Below are 15,568 nucleotides of genomic sequence, written 5' to 3' on the forward strand. Positions count from 1 at the left end.
CCGGCCACCACCAGCTACACATAGCGCAGCGCCTCAGGCGGACGGCACTGCGCCCACAGGTGAATTCCGGCCTCGCGCGCCAGTTGCAGCGCCAGGCCCGTGGGCGCGGAAACCGTTGCCAGCAGCCCGATATTCAGACGCGCGCATTTGCGCACCAGTTCATAGCTGGTGCGACTGCTCATCACCACAAAGCCCGGCTGCTGCAGGCGCCCGGTGCGCGCCAGCCGCCCGAGCAGCTTGTCCAGCGCGTTGTGGCGGCCCACATCCTCCAGCACATCTTGCAACTGCCCATCGGGCAGAGCCCAGCCGGCGGCGTGCAATGCACCCGCATGGGCATTGAGCCGCTGGCGTTCACGCAGCACGCCAAAGGGGCGCAACACCTCTGCCACGCCCACCGCATCGCGCCACGCCGGCGCCGGCATGGGCGCGGCACGCAGGTCCAGCGCCTGCAGGCTCTCGATGCCGCACAAGCCGCAGCCGGTGCGGCCGGCCAGCGTCCTGCGCTGCTGCTTGAGACGCTCGAAATGCCGCGGTGCAATCTCGATCTCCGCCACGCAGGCCGCCTCGGGCGTTCCGGCGCCATGCTGGCGCACCTCAATGCCGCGGCATTCGTCAGGACTGTCGATGATGCCTTCGCTGAGCGCAAAGCCGAGCGCGAAATCCTCCAAGTCCTGCGGTGTCGCCATCATCACCGCATGCGAGATGCCGTTGAACACCAGCGCGACCGGCACCTCGCTGGCCACCCAGACTTCACGACTTCCCGGCACTGCTGATCCGCCGCTGCCCATCCGCAGCGCCTGCACCGCCGCCAGCGGCTGAATCTGTGAGCGCGGCGTGTTGACCGCTGCTGTGAGACTGATGTCCATGCAAAATCCTGAAACTTCCTCGCCATCCATTGTGATCCAGCGCACCCGCGTACAACCACTGCCTTGCAGACACGCAGCATAAGCAATTACGTATTAACCCTAGTTGTTCAATGAACAAACCACCTTCACCATCAGGCGCAGGTGATGCCCTGTCGCTCGCCACCTTTTCAGGAGACCTTTCATGACACTTCCCCGAGTTCACAAACTGGTCCACTCTCTGGTCATCGCGGGACTGGCAACCATGGGCGCCGCCGCCTTCGCGCCCGCATCAGCCGACGAAACCTGCAACTCCTCCTACACCGCCAACCTGATCAAGGGGCAGGAAGACTTCGTCCATGTCTGGACCCTGGGCATCAAGGGCATGGGAGATGGCAACGACAAACTTGTCACCATAGACGCCAATCCCAAATCGAAAAATTACGGCAAGGTCATAGACAAAATTTCCCTGCCGGGCCGCGGCGAAGCGCACCACATGGGCTTCACCGATGACAGACGTTACTTGTGGGGCGGGCGGCTCGATGACAACAAGATCTTTGTCTTCGACCTGATCAACCCGGCCAAACCCAAGCTGATCAAGACCATCTCCAACATCGAATCCAGAACCGGTTTCGTCGGCCCCCATACCTTCTATGCCATGCCTGGTCGCATGCTGGTACAGGCCCTGTCCAACAACAAGGACCACGGCGGACAGACGGGCCTTGTGATGTTCAACAACAAGGGCGACATCGTGGATAGCTACCCCATGCCGACGACCGAAATCGGTGGCGTGAAGGGCGATGGCTACGGCTACGACATCGCCATCGACCCCGGCAAAAACGTCATGCTCACTTCCAGCTTCACCGGATGGAACAACTACATGATGGACTTCGGCAAGCTAGTCAAGGATCCGGAAGCCATGAAGCAGTTCGGCAGCACGATGGCCGTATGGGACGTGAAATCTATGAAGCCTACCCAGGTGCTCAGCGTGCCCGGTGCACCGCTGGAAATCCGCTGGTCTCTCAATCCCAACGACCACTGGGCCGTGACCGCTACCGCGCTCACCTCCAAAATCTGGCTCATCAAGCAGGACGCCAGCGGCCAATGGATCGCCAAGGACGTTGCCGACATCGGCGACCCTTCCAAGGTGCCGTTGCCCGTGGACATCAGCATCACCGCCGACGGCAAAGGCCTGTGGGTCAATACCTTCCTGGATGGCAAGACGCGCTACTTCGACATGACCGACCCGGAACACCCCAAGGAGACTTACTCCGTGACAACAGGTCCGCAGGTCAACATGGTGTCGCAAAGCTGGGATGGCAAGCGCGTCTACCTCACCTCCTCACTGCTCGCCAACTGGGACAAGAAAGGCAAGGACAACGAGCAAGTACTGCGCGCCTTTGACTGGGATGGGCAGAAGCTCACCGAGAAATTCGAGGTGGATTTTGCCGCACTCAAGCTCGGTCGCGCACATCACATGAAGTTCAGTGCCCGCCCGGCCGGCAAGACGCTGGCGCAAGTGGGCAACCTATCGGTCGCTCAGGCACCGCAACAGTAATGTTGGCTCGGCGCACACTTCTGGGCACAGCGGCGCTTGCTCCCTTGTGGGGGCAGGCCGCGAGCGACGCATCAAACCAGACATTGCGTGCCGCCCCCGTCGACATCAATGCGTTGCCGGCGCCCGGCACCTACAAGCTGGCGCGCATCAACAGCGCACCCACAGGCGCGGTGCTAGATACGCAGGCCCGCACGCACCAGCTCAATGCCTTACTGCGCGGGCGTATCAGCATTGTCTCTTTTATCTACACCTACTGCCGCGATCCCGAGGGCTGCCCGCAGGCTTGGGCAGCCCTGGAGCAGCTGCGCGACTCACTTGGCAAGGATGAGCTCCTTGCCAAGCGAGCCCAGATTGTCAGCATCAGTTTTGACCCATCGAATGACACGCCGCAGACCATGCGCTTGTTTGCGGGAGCGTACGCCACCGACCCACGCGTTCGCTGGCAATTTTTGACGACTGCATCCGTACCCGCCTTGTTGCCACTGCTCGATGGTTTTGGCCAGGACGTGAGCGTGGAAATGGGCACTGACGGCAAGCCTGCGCGTACGCTCAATCACTTGCTCAAACTCTTCCTGGTGGACGCCAGACTGCAGGTGCGCGAGATCTACAGCATCGCCACACTGGCGCCACAGGCGCTTTTGAACGACATGCAAACCCTGCGCATAGAGGAATCCCGGGCGTGAACCTGTACCGGCTGCTGGCCGCTCTTTGCGCATCGTGCGCCATCCTTGCAGCCGCTGCGCAGAAACCTGCCGCAGTGGGTTTGCCGCCGCTGGCCGCGCCGCCTGCTGCACAGGTGGCACTGGGCAAGAAACTTTTTTTCGACCGGCGCTTGTCCATCAATGGCACGCTCTCCTGCGCCATGTGTCATGTGCCTGAGCAGGCCTTCACGGTCAACGAAATTCGCACTGCGGTCGGCATGGAAGGGGTCAGCCTACGGCGCAGCGCACCTACGCTGCTGAACGTGGCTTATGCCACGTCAATGTTTCATGACGGGCGCGCAAAAACACTGGAAGACCAGGCGCTGCAGCCCCTGCTCGAAGATGACGAAATGGCCAACCCGGACATCGAAACGGTCATGCACCGGATCAATGCGATGAAGGAGTACCATGAACCGTACAAAAAAGCCTTTGGCAATACCCGCGCTACGCCAGAGCGCACAGCGCGTGCGCTGGCTGCCTACGAGCGCACCCTGATTGCCGCCAACAGTCCGTTTGATCGCTGGCACTACGGCAAAGACGCCAATGCCATGTCGGCGACGGCCCGGCGCGGATTTGTCCTTTTCGTAAAAAATGGCTGCGCCAGTTGCCACACGATGGGCGAAAAAAATGCCCTCTTCAGTGACGGGCAATTCCATAACACCGGGGTACAAGCGCGTACGGAAGCGCTCAACAAGCAAAGTGTGACCTACACCCTCGTGCCAGGCTTGCAGTCCACCATGGACCCCGAAACACTGGCGCGCATCAGCGTCCCCGACCAGGACGACCTCGGCCGCTACGAAGTTACCAAACAGCGCCGCGACCTGCGAGCGTTCAAGACACCCACTTTGCGCAACGTCAGTGTGACAGGGCCCTACATGCACGATGGCTCCCTGACCACGCTGGGTGACGTTCTCGATTTCTATGCGGCGGGTGGCATTCCGTCAGACAAGGCGCAAGACCCGTTGATCCAACCCTTTGCCATGGCTGCGCAAGACCGTGAGGATTTGCTTGCATTCCTGAATGCACTGACATCACCGGATGCCCGCACCTTCCCGCGCTAACGCTCTGCTTGGCGGTTCGCCTGCTTCCTGCATCGCGACAATGATCGAAAACCCCTGAACCATGCGCCTGAACGCAGATACCTCCCAGCGTGCCGTTATCCATTCGGCAGAGTTGCCCTGGCTCGCGTCCCCCTTGCCAGGCGTGGAGCGCCGCATGCTGGCGCGCGAGGGCGACGAAGTGGCCGTAGCCACCTCCCTGGTCCGCTACGCTCCGGGCTCACGGTTCTCACGGCATGCACATGAGCTGGGGGAGGAGTTCTTCGTGCTGGAAGGAGAGTTTTGCGACGAGTCAGGCAGCTACGGCGTAGGCACCTACGTGCGCAACCCACCAGGTTCCTCGCATGCGCCCTGGTCTGTCACTGGCTGTACCATTTTCGTGAAATTGCGACAGATGTTGACGCACGACCGGCAACGGGTGGTTGTCGATACGCGCAGCGCGCATTGGCAACCCGGTCTCGTCCCCGGTCTCAGCGTGATGCCTCTGGCCACGTTCGAGACACGCCACACGGCCCTGGTGCGCTGGTCGCCCGGAACCCACTTCCAAACGCATCGACATGCCGGCGGCGAGGAAATTCTGGTGCTTGCCGGCACTTTCGAGGACGAGCATGGCTGCTATCCTCAGGGCACCTGGCTGCGCAACCCGCATCTGAGCGAGCACCGCCCTTTCAGCACCCAAGGCTGCACCTTGCTGGTCAAGACCGGTCACCTGGCTCCAACCGAGGATGGCAGATCGGGTGCCGAAAGCCATTTGCACGCCGCACGCCACTGAACCCTATCCATTCAACGTCCAAAGGAACGCCCATGAAATCCCGCGCCGCCGTCGCCTTCAAGGCTGGAGAACCCCTGCAAATCGTCGAGATCGACGTCGCTCCGCCGCAAAGGGGCGAAGTGCTGATTCGCATCACCCACACCGGCGTCTGCCATACCGACGCCTTCACGCTCTCGGGCGATGATCCCGAAGGCGTCTTTCCCGCCGTGCTCGGCCATGAAGGCGCCGGCATCGTGGTCGAATGCGGCGAGGGTGTCAGCAGCGTCAAGCCCGGCGACCACGTGATTCCGCTGTACACCGCCGAATGTGGCGAATGCCTGTTCTGCAAGAGCGGCAAGACCAACCTGTGCACCGCCGTGCGCGCCACCCAGGGCAAGGGCCTGATGCCCGACGGCACCACGCGCTTTTCCTACAACGGCCAGCCCATTTACCACTACATGGGCTGCTCGACGTTTTCCGAATACACCGTGGTGGCCGAAGTGTCGCTGGCCAAGGTGGATCCCAAGGCCAATCCCGAGCAGGTGTGCCTGCTGGGCTGCGGCGTGACCACCGGCCTGGGCGCGGTGAAGAACACCGCCAAGGTGCAGGAGGGCGACAGCGTGGCGGTGTTCGGCCTGGGCGGCATCGGCCTGGCCGTGCTGCAGGGGGCCAAGCTGGCCAAGGCCGGGCGCATCATCGCGGTGGACACCAATCCTTCCAAGTTCGAGCTGGCGCGCACCTTTGGCGCCACCGACTGCGTGAACCCGAAAGACCACGACAAGCCCATCCAGCAGGTGATCGTGGAGATGACGGGCTGGGGAGTGGACCACAGCTTTGAGTGCATAGGCAACGTCAACGTCATGCGCGCGGCACTCGAATGCGCACACCGCGGCTGGGGCCAGAGCGTGATCATCGGCGTGGCAGGCAGCGGGCAGGAGATTTCCACCCGGCCGTTTCAGCTCGTTACGGGGCGCCGGTGGCTGGGTACGGCCTTTGGCGGCGTCAAGGGCCGCAGCGAGCTGCCCGGCATGGTGCAGGACGCGATGGCCGGGCGCATTCAGCTCGCACCCTTCGTGACCCACACCATGGGGCTCACCGACATCAACCAGGCGTTTGACCTGATGCACGAGGGCAAGTCGATACGTTCGGTGGTGCATTACGCCTGATGGCGCTTGCGCGAGGGGAGCAGCAACGCTCCCGCGCGCCAGGCCGGGCAAGCAGCCGGCCTGCGCCTATTCCGGCATGGAGCAATGCCCGCCCTTGGTCGCCTGGCCCGAGCCTGCCGCCATCGGCGCCAGCTCCCGGCGCAGGTCGACCGGCGGTGATGCCGTGTAGTCCCAGACGATAAAGGCCGAGAAAAACACCCAGAAGATGGTGCGCAGCAGCGCTGGTTTCATGGCGCCAACCCCCACTCAATAGCCCAGCCGCCGGCGGATGCGCAAGCCGAAAATGGTGCCGGCAAAGGCCATCGGCGCCCAGATCCAGCCGTGGATCGAACCGGTGGAAATGCCGGAAAACATCGCGCCGATATTGCAGCCAAACGCCAGGCGCGAGCTGTAACCCAGCAACAACCCGGCGCACAGCGCCACCGTCCACTGCCTGCCCGTCATGGGCTTGTGCGACACGGGCTTGCCCGCCCCCACCCACAACGCACCGGCAAGGATGCCGATGTTGGTGATGGTGGTGACATCCAGCAGCACCGTCTGTTGCAGGATGGCCGCATTGTCGGGCAGGCTCCAGAACCAGTTGTGCGCCGGATCGATCACCCCCGCGGCGTCGGCGATCTTGGCCACCCACAGCCCCGGGCCGTAAATGATGCCCCAGGGGTTGCCGGAGATGAACAGCGCCAGGGCGGCAAACACCGCAATCAGGATGGCACCGATCACCCACTTGCGTGCGAACAGCCCTGGCGCAGCGCCTCCGCGCGCCCGGTGCCAGGAGCGCGTGTACCAGGCCACGGCGGCGCCGATCAGGGCCAGCGCCACCAGCGTGCCCGCCAGCGCCTTCTGCCAGCCCCACTCGGTGACGAGACCCACAGGGTCGGTATGGCCCCAATCGAGCCACCAGCCCAGATGCCAACTGCCCAGAAAGCTGCCGATGGCGAACAGCGGCAGGATCGCGGTGTTCAGCGGTATGCCCAGGCCCGCCTTGTAAAACACGCCGCTGCCGCAACCATCGGCCACCTGCATGCACAGGCCGAAGACGAAGGCGCCGACGAGCAAACTCACGCTCGGTGGCCCGAGTGCGGCCGTCAGCTCGGGGTAGTAGCCCAGCAGCGGCATGCAGAAAATGGCCGCCAGACCGAATGCGATCAGCTGCCCGATGACGCCACTCGGGTTCTTGTCCTGCACCAGGATGCGCCAGGCGGTGGTAAAGCCGAAGCGCTGGCCGGCCAGCGCCACGCCCAGGCCTATGCCGACGAGGAACAGCAGCGCCTGACGCATGGAAACCGACCACATCATCCAGGCAAAGAAAGCCGCCATCATGGCGGCAAGCGGGAGACGTTTCATTTCTTGAGATTCTTCCAGGCGAGCTCGAACGCCTGCGCGATCTGCATGCGGCGGCTGGGGGCGTTGAGCATGGGCAGCGGCTCGGGCGCCTGTACCCAATCGACCATGGAGCCGGGGTAGATCTTCACGTCCTTGATGCCCAGCACCTCATGCATCTCGAACCAGACCAGCGCCGACCAGACACCGGTATTGCAAAACAGCACCAGATCCTGGCCTTCCGAGCGCTTGATTTCACTGGCCAACGCGCGCGCGGCGTCGGTCGAGACCGCGATGGCCGAACCGTTTTGCACCCAGCGGGTGAAATCCTGCTGCACCGCTCCCGCAATCGTGCCCGCCATGAGCGCCATCGGCGCCTTGAACCGGCCTTCGTAAAAATTCTCGGGCCGCACATCCAGCAACACCGCGTCGTGCTTTTGGACATGCTCCAGCACCTGCGCGCGCGTCGCGGTCCAACGTCCGCTGAAGCCGGGTTGCCAGTCGGTGTGCGGCACCGTCGCCACGGACTTGGTGGTTTCCTTGCCATCAAAATCCCAGGACTGCATGCCGCCATCGAGAATGAAGAGCTGCTTCACGCCAAGGGACTTGAGCATCCAGTAGACCCGCGCGGCAGCGCCGAAATCGGTGCCATCGCTGCCCGCGGAGATCACGGCCACGGGGTTGTCCGGCGTCAGCCCGAGGCGCTGCACCAATGCCACCATGTCCTGTGCGGGCGGCAGGATGCCGAAATTCTCCGGCGGGCCCAGCCATTCGTTGTAGGGGGCATTCTGCGCACCCTGGATGTGCCCCCCGGCAAAGCTCTGTGCATCGCGGATATCGACAATGCGCATTTGCGGGTTGGAAAGCAAGGGCTCCAGTCCATCGGAAGTGAGCAGCGGCTGCGCGGCGGCGGCTGCTCCGCACCAGAGAAACAACGCGAAAATCCAATACTTCATGCTGCCATGGCCCTGCATCAAGCCCTCATTGTCCGGCAGCGGGCACCGGCCACTAACGACATTTTCCTGTGATGCATATGAACGAAACGCCTGAACACACACCCAACCCGCCGATCACCGTGCCTTGCCCCACCTGCGGCCATCCCGCGCTGTTCGCCCGCTCCAACCGCTACCGCCCCTTTTGCAGCGAACGCTGCAAGCAGATCGACCTCTGTGCCTGGGCGGCGGAAGACTTTCGCGTACCGACCGAAGCCCCGCCCGATGATGCGCCCTACGGCGACCCCAGGCAACAGCCGTGAATTCAAACAAAATTCGGCTCTAACGCTTGTCCAGCATGCGATGGCAGCTATTGTTGCAGTAGTAATCACGCCCCCAACGCTGCCGCATCAAACGGCACGCCCCACTCTTGCGCGAGCATTTCCAGCACCGGGAACGCCCCCGGCAACAGCGGGCGCACCGTGGGCGGCCAGGCTTGCCAGGCCATGCGCTGGCTTTCACGCATCTCGAATTCGCCCTGCCAGTCGAACACCTTGCACCAGTGCAAGCGAACCAGCGCATGCGGGTAGTCGTGCTCGGTTACCTTCCAGGGCTGGGCGGCTGCAATCGTGATGCCCAGCTCCTCCTGCAGCTCGCGGCGCAGCGCCGCTTCAACGCTCTCGCCCGCCTCCAGCTTGCCGCCCGGAAACTCCCAGTAGCCCGCATAGGGCTTGCCTTCAGGGCGCGAGCTCAGCAGCATGCTGCGATCGGGCCTGAGCAGGATGCCCGCGGCGACCTCGGTGAAGCGGAGCGTCACTGGGCCCGCCCGGCGAAATCACGTGCAAACTGGTAGGCCACGCGGCCGCTGCGCGAACCACGCTCCAGCGCCCAGAGCAGCGCCTCATGCCGCGCCGCCGCGATGGCCTCAGGGGCCGCGCCAAAATGCGTGAGCCACTGCGCGGCAATCGCAAGATATTCGTCCTGGTTGAAGGGGTAAAAGCTCACCCAGAGGCCAAAGCGCTCGGAAAGCGAAATTTTTTCCTCCACCACCTCGCCCGGATGCACCTCGCCATCGTCGGTATGGGTGTAGGTGAGGTTTTCCTTCATGTATTCGGGCAGCAGGTGGCGGCGGTTGCTGGTGGCGTAGATCAGCACATTGGGCGTGGCCGCAGCCACCGAGCCATCCAGAATGCTCTTGAGCGCCTTGTAGCCCGGCTCGCCCTCGTCAAAGCTCAGGTCGTCGCAGAAGACGATGAATTTTTCGGGCCTGTCAGCCACCACCTCGACGATGTCGGGCAGGTCGGTAAGGTCGCTCTTGTCCACCTCGATCAGGCGCAGGCCGCGCGGCGCATAGGTATTGAGGCAGGCCTTGATGAGCGAAGACTTGCCGGTGCCGCGCGCTCCCGTCAGCAGCACGTTGTTGGCCGGTTTGCCGCTGACGAACTGCTCGGTGTTGCGGCGGATCTTTTCCTTCTGCGGCTCGATCTCCTTGAGGTCATCGAGCCCCAGTGTGGCCACGTGGCGCACGGGATCAAGCGTGCTGCCACCACTGGCGCGGCGGCGGTAGCGCCAGGCGATGGCGGCGCCCCAGTCAGGCGCGCACAGCGGTCTGGGCAGAATGGTTTCAATGCGGGCAAGCAACTGATCGGCGCGTGCGATCAGCAAATCCAGTTTATCAGTCATTTATCGCTCTAGCGCCCGCTGAACAAGCGCGAGCAGCTATCAATTTCAGGAACGGTAGTCGGCGTTGATCGTGACGTAGTCGTGGCTCAGGTCGCAGGTCCAGACCGTCTCGGCCGCATCGCCACGGCCCAGCTGCACGCGCACCGTGATCTCGGCTTGCCGCATCACGCGCTGGCCGTCTTCCTCACGGTAGCTGGTGTTGCGCCCGCCGCGCGTGACCACGTGCACCTCGTCCAGGAACAGCTCTATCCTGGTCTGATCCAGATCGGCAATGCCTGCGTAACCCACGGCCGCGAGGATGCGCCCGAGGTTGGGGTCGCTGGCGAAAAACGCGGTCTTGACCAGCGGCGAGTGCGCGATGGCGTAAGCGGCCCTCAGGCACTCGTCGGCGTTGGCGCCCTGCTCCACGCGCACCGTGATGAACTTGGTCGCGCCCTCGCCATCGCGCACGATGGCCTGCGCGAGCTGCTGCGCCACACTGGTGAGGGCGGCCAACAGCGCCTGACCTTCGCTGCTGGTGAGCGACGTGATGGGCGCATGCGCCGCCTTGCGCGTGGCGATCAGAATGAAGGAGTCGTTGGTCGAGGTGTCGCCATCGACCGTCACGCGGTTGAACGAGGCATCGGCCAGTTCGCGCACCGCCTGCGTGAGCAGCTCGGGCGCGATGTTGGCGTCTGTCGCGACAAAGCCCAGCATGGTCGCCATGTTGGGGTGGATCATCCCGGCGCCCTTGGCGATGCCGGTGACGGTGACCGTTGCGCCACCTATCACCGCCTGGGCACTGAACGCCTTGGGCTGGGTGTCGGTGGTCATGATGGCCTCGGCCGCGCGCAGCCAGTGATCGGCCTGCGCATCCGCAATCGCGGCAGGCAAACCGGCCACGACGCGCTCGACCGGCAGCGGCTCCATGATCACGCCGGTGGAAAACGGCAACACCTGGTTGGCCTGCAAGCCCAGCTTGCCCGCCAGCTCGGCGCAGGTGGCGCGCGCATCGGCCAGGCCCTGCGCGCCCGTGCCCGCATTGGCCACGCCGGTGTTCACCACCAGCGCGCGGATGCCGTGCCCGCCGAGCAGGTGCTCACGGCAGACCTGCACCGGCGCGGCGCAGAAGCGGTTCTGTGTGAACACGCCCGCCACCGCCGCGCCTTCGTCCAGCAGAAACACCGTCACATCCTTGCGGCCCGCCTTGCGTACGCCCGCTTCGGTACTGCCCACGCGCAGGCCCGCCACGGCATGCAGGTCCCTGGCAACAGGGGGCTTCAGGTTCACGGACACGACGTTCCTCCCGATCAGGCCAGCTTGCCGTGGCAATGCTTGTATTTCTTCCCGCTGCCGCAGGGGCAGGGATCGTTGCGCCCGACGCGCGGAAACTCTGCCGCTGCCGCAGCAGTGCCCGCAGTGGCCGCGGCTGCCGTCACCTGCGCCTCGCCCGTCTCACCCGGCGCGCTGTAGGTCACATTGGTCACGCTCTCGCTGCGCGCGCTGACGGCCTGCGCCGCCTCATCCACTTGCGTCGGAGACTGCACCTGCACCGTCATCATCACGCGCGTGACTTCACTACGGATATGGTCCAGCAGCTGGCGGAACATCTCGAACGACTCACGCTTGTATTCCTGCTTGGGCTGCACCTGCGCGTAGCTGCGCAGATGGATGCCCTGGCGCAGATAGTCCAGCGCCGTGAGGTGGTCGCGCCAGCTCGAATCCACGCTCTGCAGCAGCACCGCCCGCTCAAAACGCTGGAAGTTCTCCGCGCCCACCAGCGCCACCTTGGCATCAAAGGATTCGCGGGCTGCCGTCACCACCTTCTCGACGATGTCTTCTTCCGAGAGGATCTCGGACGCCTGCACCTCGCTTACCAACGCAATATTGAGCTGCCAATTGGCTGCCAGGTCTTTTTCCAGCCCGGCCAGATCCCACTGCTCTTCCACCGACTCCGCCGGCACATACAGACGCACCACATCGGTGATCGCGCCATCACGCATCGCGGCGATCATCCCCGACAGATCGCTCGTATCCAGAATTTCGTTGCGCTGCTGGTAGATCACCTTGCGCTGCTCGTTGGCGACGTCGTCGTATTCGAGCAATTGCTTGCGCATGTCGAAGTTGCGCCCTTCCACCTTGCGCTGCGCGCTCTCGATGCTGCGCGTGACCATGCCGGCCTCGATCGCCTCGCCATCAGGCATCTTCAGCCGCTCCATGATGGCCTTGACGCGGTCGCCCGCGAAGATGCGCATCAGCGGATCGTCCAGGCTCAGGTAGAAGCGCGAGGAGCCCGGGTCGCCCTGGCGGCCCGAGCGGCCACGCAACTGGTTGTCGATACGGCGACTCTCGTGGCGTTCGGTGGCGATGATGCGCAGACCGCCCAGGGCCACGACCTTCTCGTTGTCCAGCTTCCACTGATCCTTCAGCGCGGCAATCTGGCGCTCGCGCTCCGACTCGGAAAGCGACTCGTCCGCGCGCAGCGCCACGATGCGCTTGTCGATGTTGCCGCCCAGCACGATGTCGGTGCCGCGGCCGGCCATGTTGGTGGCAATCGTGATCGACCCCGCCTGGCCCGCCTGCGCGATGATGTCTGCCTCGCGCTCGTGCTGCTTGGCGTTGAGCACCTGGTGCGGCAGCTTGGCCTTGACCAGCAGCTCGTCGATGATTTCCGAGTTCTCGATCGACGAGGTTCCCACCAGCACCGGCTGGCCACGCTCGTGGCACTCACGGATGTCGGCAATCGCCGCCTCGTACTTCTCGCGCGTGGTCTTGTAGACACGGTCGAGCTGGTCGTCGCGCCGGCTCGGCTTGTTCGGCGGAATGATCACGGTTTCCAGGCCGTAGATGTCCTGGAACTCATAGGCCTCGGTATCGGCCGTGCCGGTCATGCCCGAGAGCTTGGTGTAGAGGCGGAAATAATTCTGGAACGTAATGGAAGCCAGCGTCTGGTTCTCGGCCTGGATGTTCACGCCCTCCTTGGCCTCGACCGCCTGGTGCAAGCCTTCGCTCCAGCGCCGCCCCGACATCAGGCGGCCGGTGAACTCGTCGACGATGACGACCTCGCCATCCTGCACCACATAGTGCTCGTCCCGATGGAACAAATGGTGCGCACGCAGCGCCGCGTAGAGATGGTGCACGAGCGAAATGTTGGACGCGGCATACAGCGACTGGCCATCGCCAATCAGCCCCTGGCTCGCCAGAATGCGCTCGGCGTTCTCAAATCCCTGCTCGGTCAGCGTCACCTGCCGCTGCTTCTCGTCAACCGTGAAGTCGCCCGGCGTGACCACGCCCTCGCCGGTACGCGCGTTGGCCTCGCCCTCCTGGCGCTTGAGCAGTGGCACCACCTTGTCCATCGCCACATAAAGCGCGGTATGGTCTTCCGCCTGGCCGCTGATGATGAGCGGCGTGCGCGCCTCGTCGATCAGGATCGAATCGACTTCGTCCACGATGGCGTAGTTCAGGCTGCGCTGCACCCGGTCCTGCGTCTCATACACCATGTTGTCGCGCAGGTAGTCGAAACCGTACTCGTTGTTCGTTCCGTAGGTGATGTCGGCGTTGTAGGCCGCCTGCTTTTCCTCGCGCGGCATGTTGGGCAGGTTGATGCCCACCGTCAGCCCGAGGAAGTTGTACAACTGCCCCATCCACTGCGCATCGCGGCCGGCAAGGTAGTCATTGACCGTGACCACGTGCACGCCCTTGCCCGCCAAGGCATTCAGATACACCGAGAGCGTGGCCGTCAGCGTCTTGCCTTCGCCGGTACGCATTTCGGCGATCTTGCCGTAGTGCAGCACCATGCCACCGATGAGCTGCACATCGAAATGGCGCATCTTCATGACGCGCTTGGAGCCCTCACGCACCACCGCAAAGGCTTCGGGCAGCAGATCGTCCAGCGTCTCGCCCTTGGCCAGGCGCTCACGAAATTCCTGCGTCTTGCCCTGCAGCGCCTCGTCGCTCAACTTTTCGTATTCCGCCTCCATCGCGTTGATGCGATGGACCGTCTTGCGGTATTGCTTGAGCAGCCGGTCGTTGCGGCTGCCGATGATTCTGGTGAAAAAGTTGGTGCCCATGCGAATCCGACCACGCCCGCATGCCCCGTGGCAGCAACGTGGTCTTTGACCTCAAAGAGAAAACAAGCGCAGATGCAGGCTGTTGGCGCCAATTGCAAGTGTCTGCAAAGGGTGCTCGCCAACCGAACAACGCCCAAACGGCGCATTTTACTGTTGCGGCGCGTCCACCAGATGCTCGCGCCCGGCGACCATTTGGACCGGCGCCCTACCGCGCCCGCCAAACAGGAAATCGCCCGGGTTCTGCCATGCACCGTCCTTGAGCACCTCAAAATGCAGATGCGGTCCGGTAACCCGACCGGTAGATCCGACCTCGGCAATTTTTTGTCCCTGCCGGACCAGATCGCCCATCTTCACCAGCACCCTGGACGCATGGGCATAGCGCGTGATCAGCCCGCTGCCATGGGCAATCTCCACCATGTTGCCGTATTCGCGGTGAAACTCCTGGGTGACCACGACACCCCCCGCAGCCGCCGAAATCACCGTACCCGTCGGTGCGGGAAAATCCAGTCCGGTGTGCCGCGCCGCATGCCCGTTGAGCGGATCGATGCGCGTGCCGTAGGGCGAACCGACAGGCCTGTCCTGAACCGGCAATAGCGAAGGCACCATGGCGGTGCGGACTTGCCTGTCCACCAGACGCGACTCAATGGTGAGCATGCGATCCTGCTGCGCCCTGGAGCGCGCATCCAGATCATCGAGCATGCCGTCCAATTCCTGCATGGACAGTGGCCTGTCTTCCCACAGAATGCCGCCCTGTCCGGCACGCGGTTCCCACTTCACGGCGGGCAGGCCCGCGAGCCCGCGCACCCGTTCGTCGAGCGATTCCAGTTGCATCAGCCGTGCCTGCATCTCGCCCACCTTGCGCGCCATGGCATCGATGCTGGCGCGCACGGCCTTTTCCTGCTCCTGCACCAGCCGATCCGGCGACGGCCAGCGCGCGACTGCCCGGTCAATCACGGTCTGAGGCAAAACGGCAGCCCTGGGCATGAGCCAGGCCAATCCCGCCGCAAGCGCAAGCAGCAGCAACAGAGCTGCCAGCGCATGAGGCCAACCCACACGCAACACGCGGCTGCGGGCCATGCGGACATCGGTAATGATCAAGTGCACAATGCGCGCTCCTTGCAGTCCATTCACGCCACCATGCAACGCCGCCACCACGCGATCACACTGGAACAAGCCAGCGAAGAGGCGCCGGTCCTTGCCCGGCTGGCAAGCCTGGCACGCGAGTCTGGCGCCCGCCTGCAATCGTTGAAGACCTTGATTCCCGCCGCTCTGCACTCGCAAATTGCGCCAGGGCCGATTGAAGGCGATGCCTGGTGCCTGCTGGTCAACAGCAACGCCGCCGCCACCAAGATCCGGCAGCTAGCCCCTGCGCTGATCACTCATCTGCAGGGGCAAGGGTGCGAGGTTAACGTGATCCGGGTGAAAATTCAATCTGCACATTCCGCCACCCGGTCGCGGTTGTGATCCACATTCGATCCCGGTGTCCGTTTCGGGCAATCAAACCGGTG

16 protein-coding genes are annotated in these 15,568 nt (G+C 63.6%); 7 read left to right on the forward strand and 9 right to left on the reverse strand.

Annotation, left to right across the window (positions count from 1 at the left end; all coding sequences use genetic code 11):
• Positions 1-14: 14 nt before the first annotated feature.
• Positions 15-866: a formate dehydrogenase accessory sulfurtransferase FdhD gene (gene fdhD, locus ABS45_RS02150; RefSeq protein WP_291552475.1), complete on the reverse strand. Its 852-nt coding sequence runs from the start codon at positions 864-866 to the stop codon at positions 15-17.
• Between the two features lie 181 nt (positions 867-1,047).
• Here fdhD and ABS45_RS02155 point away from each other — a divergent pair, with 181 nt between their 5' ends.
• From ABS45_RS02155 to ABS45_RS02175, 5 genes are all read left to right on the forward strand, one after another.
• Positions 1,048-2,400, forward strand: a complete 1,353-nt coding sequence (locus ABS45_RS02155; protein WP_291552477.1) for a selenium-binding protein SBP56-related protein — start codon at positions 1,048-1,050, stop codon at positions 2,398-2,400.
• Between the two features lie 83 nt (positions 2,401-2,483).
• Positions 2,484-3,083: an SCO family protein gene (locus ABS45_RS02160; RefSeq protein ID WP_291552479.1), complete on the forward strand. Its 600-nt coding sequence runs from the start codon at positions 2,484-2,486 to the stop codon at positions 3,081-3,083.
• A 74-nt stretch (positions 3,084-3,157) separates the two neighbouring features.
• Positions 3,158-4,162, forward strand: coding sequence for a cytochrome c peroxidase (locus ABS45_RS02165; RefSeq protein ID WP_291552481.1), 1,005 nt, complete (start codon positions 3,158-3,160; stop codon positions 4,160-4,162).
• Positions 4,163-4,223: 61 nt separating this feature from the next.
• The gene (locus ABS45_RS02170; protein WP_291552483.1) at positions 4,224-4,931 is read left to right on the forward strand and encodes a cupin domain-containing protein; all 708 of its coding nucleotides are present in this window, start codon (positions 4,224-4,226) and stop codon (positions 4,929-4,931) included.
• 32 nt (positions 4,932-4,963) lie between these two features.
• Positions 4,964-6,076, forward strand: coding sequence for an S-(hydroxymethyl)glutathione dehydrogenase/class III alcohol dehydrogenase (locus tag ABS45_RS02175; protein WP_291552485.1), 1,113 nt, complete (start codon positions 4,964-4,966; stop codon positions 6,074-6,076).
• A 66-nt stretch (positions 6,077-6,142) separates the two neighbouring features.
• Here ABS45_RS02175 and ABS45_RS02180 read toward each other — a convergent pair whose 3' ends face one another.
• From ABS45_RS02180 to ABS45_RS02190, 3 genes are read right to left on the reverse strand one after another with little or no spacing between them, the layout of a single operon-like run.
• The gene (locus tag ABS45_RS02180) at positions 6,143-6,307 is read right to left on the reverse strand and encodes a hypothetical protein (RefSeq protein ID WP_291552487.1); all 165 of its coding nucleotides are present in this window, start codon (positions 6,305-6,307) and stop codon (positions 6,143-6,145) included.
• 15 nt (positions 6,308-6,322) lie between these two features.
• Complete coding sequence (locus tag ABS45_RS02185) at positions 6,323-7,420, reverse strand: YeeE/YedE family protein (RefSeq protein ID WP_291552488.1); 1,098 nt, start codon at positions 7,418-7,420, stop codon at positions 6,323-6,325.
• Positions 7,417-8,352, reverse strand: a complete 936-nt coding sequence (locus tag ABS45_RS02190) for a rhodanese-like domain-containing protein (protein WP_291552490.1) — start codon at positions 8,350-8,352, stop codon at positions 7,417-7,419. Before ABS45_RS02190 ends, ABS45_RS02185 begins: the two co-directional genes overlap by 4 nt.
• Before the next feature lie 77 nt (positions 8,353-8,429).
• Between ABS45_RS02190 and ABS45_RS02195 the strand changes: the two genes are divergently transcribed.
• On the forward strand, positions 8,430-8,651 hold the full coding sequence (locus ABS45_RS02195) for a DNA gyrase inhibitor YacG (protein WP_291552491.1): 222 nt from the start codon (positions 8,430-8,432) through the stop codon (positions 8,649-8,651).
• Between the two features lie 65 nt (positions 8,652-8,716).
• Here the strand turns inward: ABS45_RS02195 and ABS45_RS02200 are convergent, their stop codons facing one another.
• From ABS45_RS02200 to ABS45_RS02220, 5 genes are all read right to left on the reverse strand, one after another.
• Positions 8,717-9,145 carry an NUDIX domain-containing protein gene (locus ABS45_RS02200; RefSeq protein WP_291552492.1) on the reverse strand — a complete coding sequence of 143 codons (429 nt, stop codon included), beginning with the start codon at positions 9,143-9,145 and terminating at the stop codon, positions 8,717-8,719.
• Positions 9,142-10,011 carry an ATP-binding protein gene (locus ABS45_RS02205; protein ID WP_291552494.1) on the reverse strand — a complete coding sequence of 290 codons (870 nt, stop codon included), beginning with the start codon at positions 10,009-10,011 and terminating at the stop codon, positions 9,142-9,144. The genes ABS45_RS02200 and ABS45_RS02205 overlap by 4 nt, the downstream gene beginning before the upstream one ends.
• Before the next feature lie 45 nt (positions 10,012-10,056).
• Complete coding sequence (gene argJ, locus ABS45_RS02210; protein ID WP_291552497.1) at positions 10,057-11,286, reverse strand: bifunctional glutamate N-acetyltransferase/amino-acid acetyltransferase ArgJ; 1,230 nt, start codon at positions 11,284-11,286, stop codon at positions 10,057-10,059.
• Between the two features lie 14 nt (positions 11,287-11,300).
• Positions 11,301-14,060: a preprotein translocase subunit SecA gene (secA, locus tag ABS45_RS02215; RefSeq protein WP_291552499.1), complete on the reverse strand. Its 2,760-nt coding sequence runs from the start codon at positions 14,058-14,060 to the stop codon at positions 11,301-11,303.
• Positions 14,061-14,207: 147 nt separating this feature from the next.
• Positions 14,208-15,164 (reverse strand): M23 family metallopeptidase, encoded by a 957-nt coding sequence (locus ABS45_RS02220; RefSeq protein WP_291552502.1) that lies wholly within the window; start codon positions 15,162-15,164, stop codon positions 14,208-14,210.
• Positions 15,165-15,197: 33 nt separating this feature from the next.
• On the opposite strand from ABS45_RS02220, the gene ABS45_RS02225 reads away from it, so the two are divergent.
• Positions 15,198-15,524 carry a DciA family protein gene (locus tag ABS45_RS02225; protein ID WP_291552617.1) on the forward strand — a complete coding sequence of 109 codons (327 nt, stop codon included), beginning with the start codon at positions 15,198-15,200 and terminating at the stop codon, positions 15,522-15,524.
• The last annotated feature ends 44 nt before the right edge of the window (positions 15,525-15,568 follow it).

It is taken from the genome of Comamonas sp. SCN 65-56 (assembly GCF_001724135.1).
In the GTDB taxonomy this organism is placed as follows: domain Bacteria; phylum Pseudomonadota; class Gammaproteobacteria; order Burkholderiales; family Burkholderiaceae_C; genus Comamonas_C.

Coding starts and splice junctions, on each gene's coding strand:
- ABS45_RS02205 (WP_291552494.1), bottom strand. CDS start 10,011: ATGACTGATAAACTGGATTTGCTGATCGCACGCGCCGATCAGTTGCTT.
- secA (WP_291552499.1), bottom strand. CDS start 14,060: ATGGGCACCAACTTTTTCACCAGAATCATCGGCAGCCGCAACGACCGG.
- ABS45_RS02170 (WP_291552483.1), top strand. CDS start 4,224: ATGCGCCTGAACGCAGATACCTCCCAGCGTGCCGTTATCCATTCGGCA.
- ABS45_RS02180 (WP_291552487.1), bottom strand. CDS start 6,307: ATGAAACCAGCGCTGCTGCGCACCATCTTCTGGGTGTTTTTCTCGGCC.
- ABS45_RS02225 (WP_291552617.1), top strand. CDS start 15,198: ATGCAACGCCGCCACCACGCGATCACACTGGAACAAGCCAGCGAAGAG.
- fdhD (WP_291552475.1), bottom strand. CDS start 866: ATGGACATCAGTCTCACAGCAGCGGTCAACACGCCGCGCTCACAGATT.
- ABS45_RS02185 (WP_291552488.1), bottom strand. CDS start 7,420: ATGAAACGTCTCCCGCTTGCCGCCATGATGGCGGCTTTCTTTGCCTGG.
- ABS45_RS02190 (WP_291552490.1), bottom strand. CDS start 8,352: ATGAAGTATTGGATTTTCGCGTTGTTTCTCTGGTGCGGAGCAGCCGCC.
- ABS45_RS02155 (WP_291552477.1), top strand. CDS start 1,048: ATGACACTTCCCCGAGTTCACAAACTGGTCCACTCTCTGGTCATCGCG.
- ABS45_RS02195 (WP_291552491.1), top strand. CDS start 8,430: ATGAACGAAACGCCTGAACACACACCCAACCCGCCGATCACCGTGCCT.
- ABS45_RS02175 (WP_291552485.1), top strand. CDS start 4,964: ATGAAATCCCGCGCCGCCGTCGCCTTCAAGGCTGGAGAACCCCTGCAA.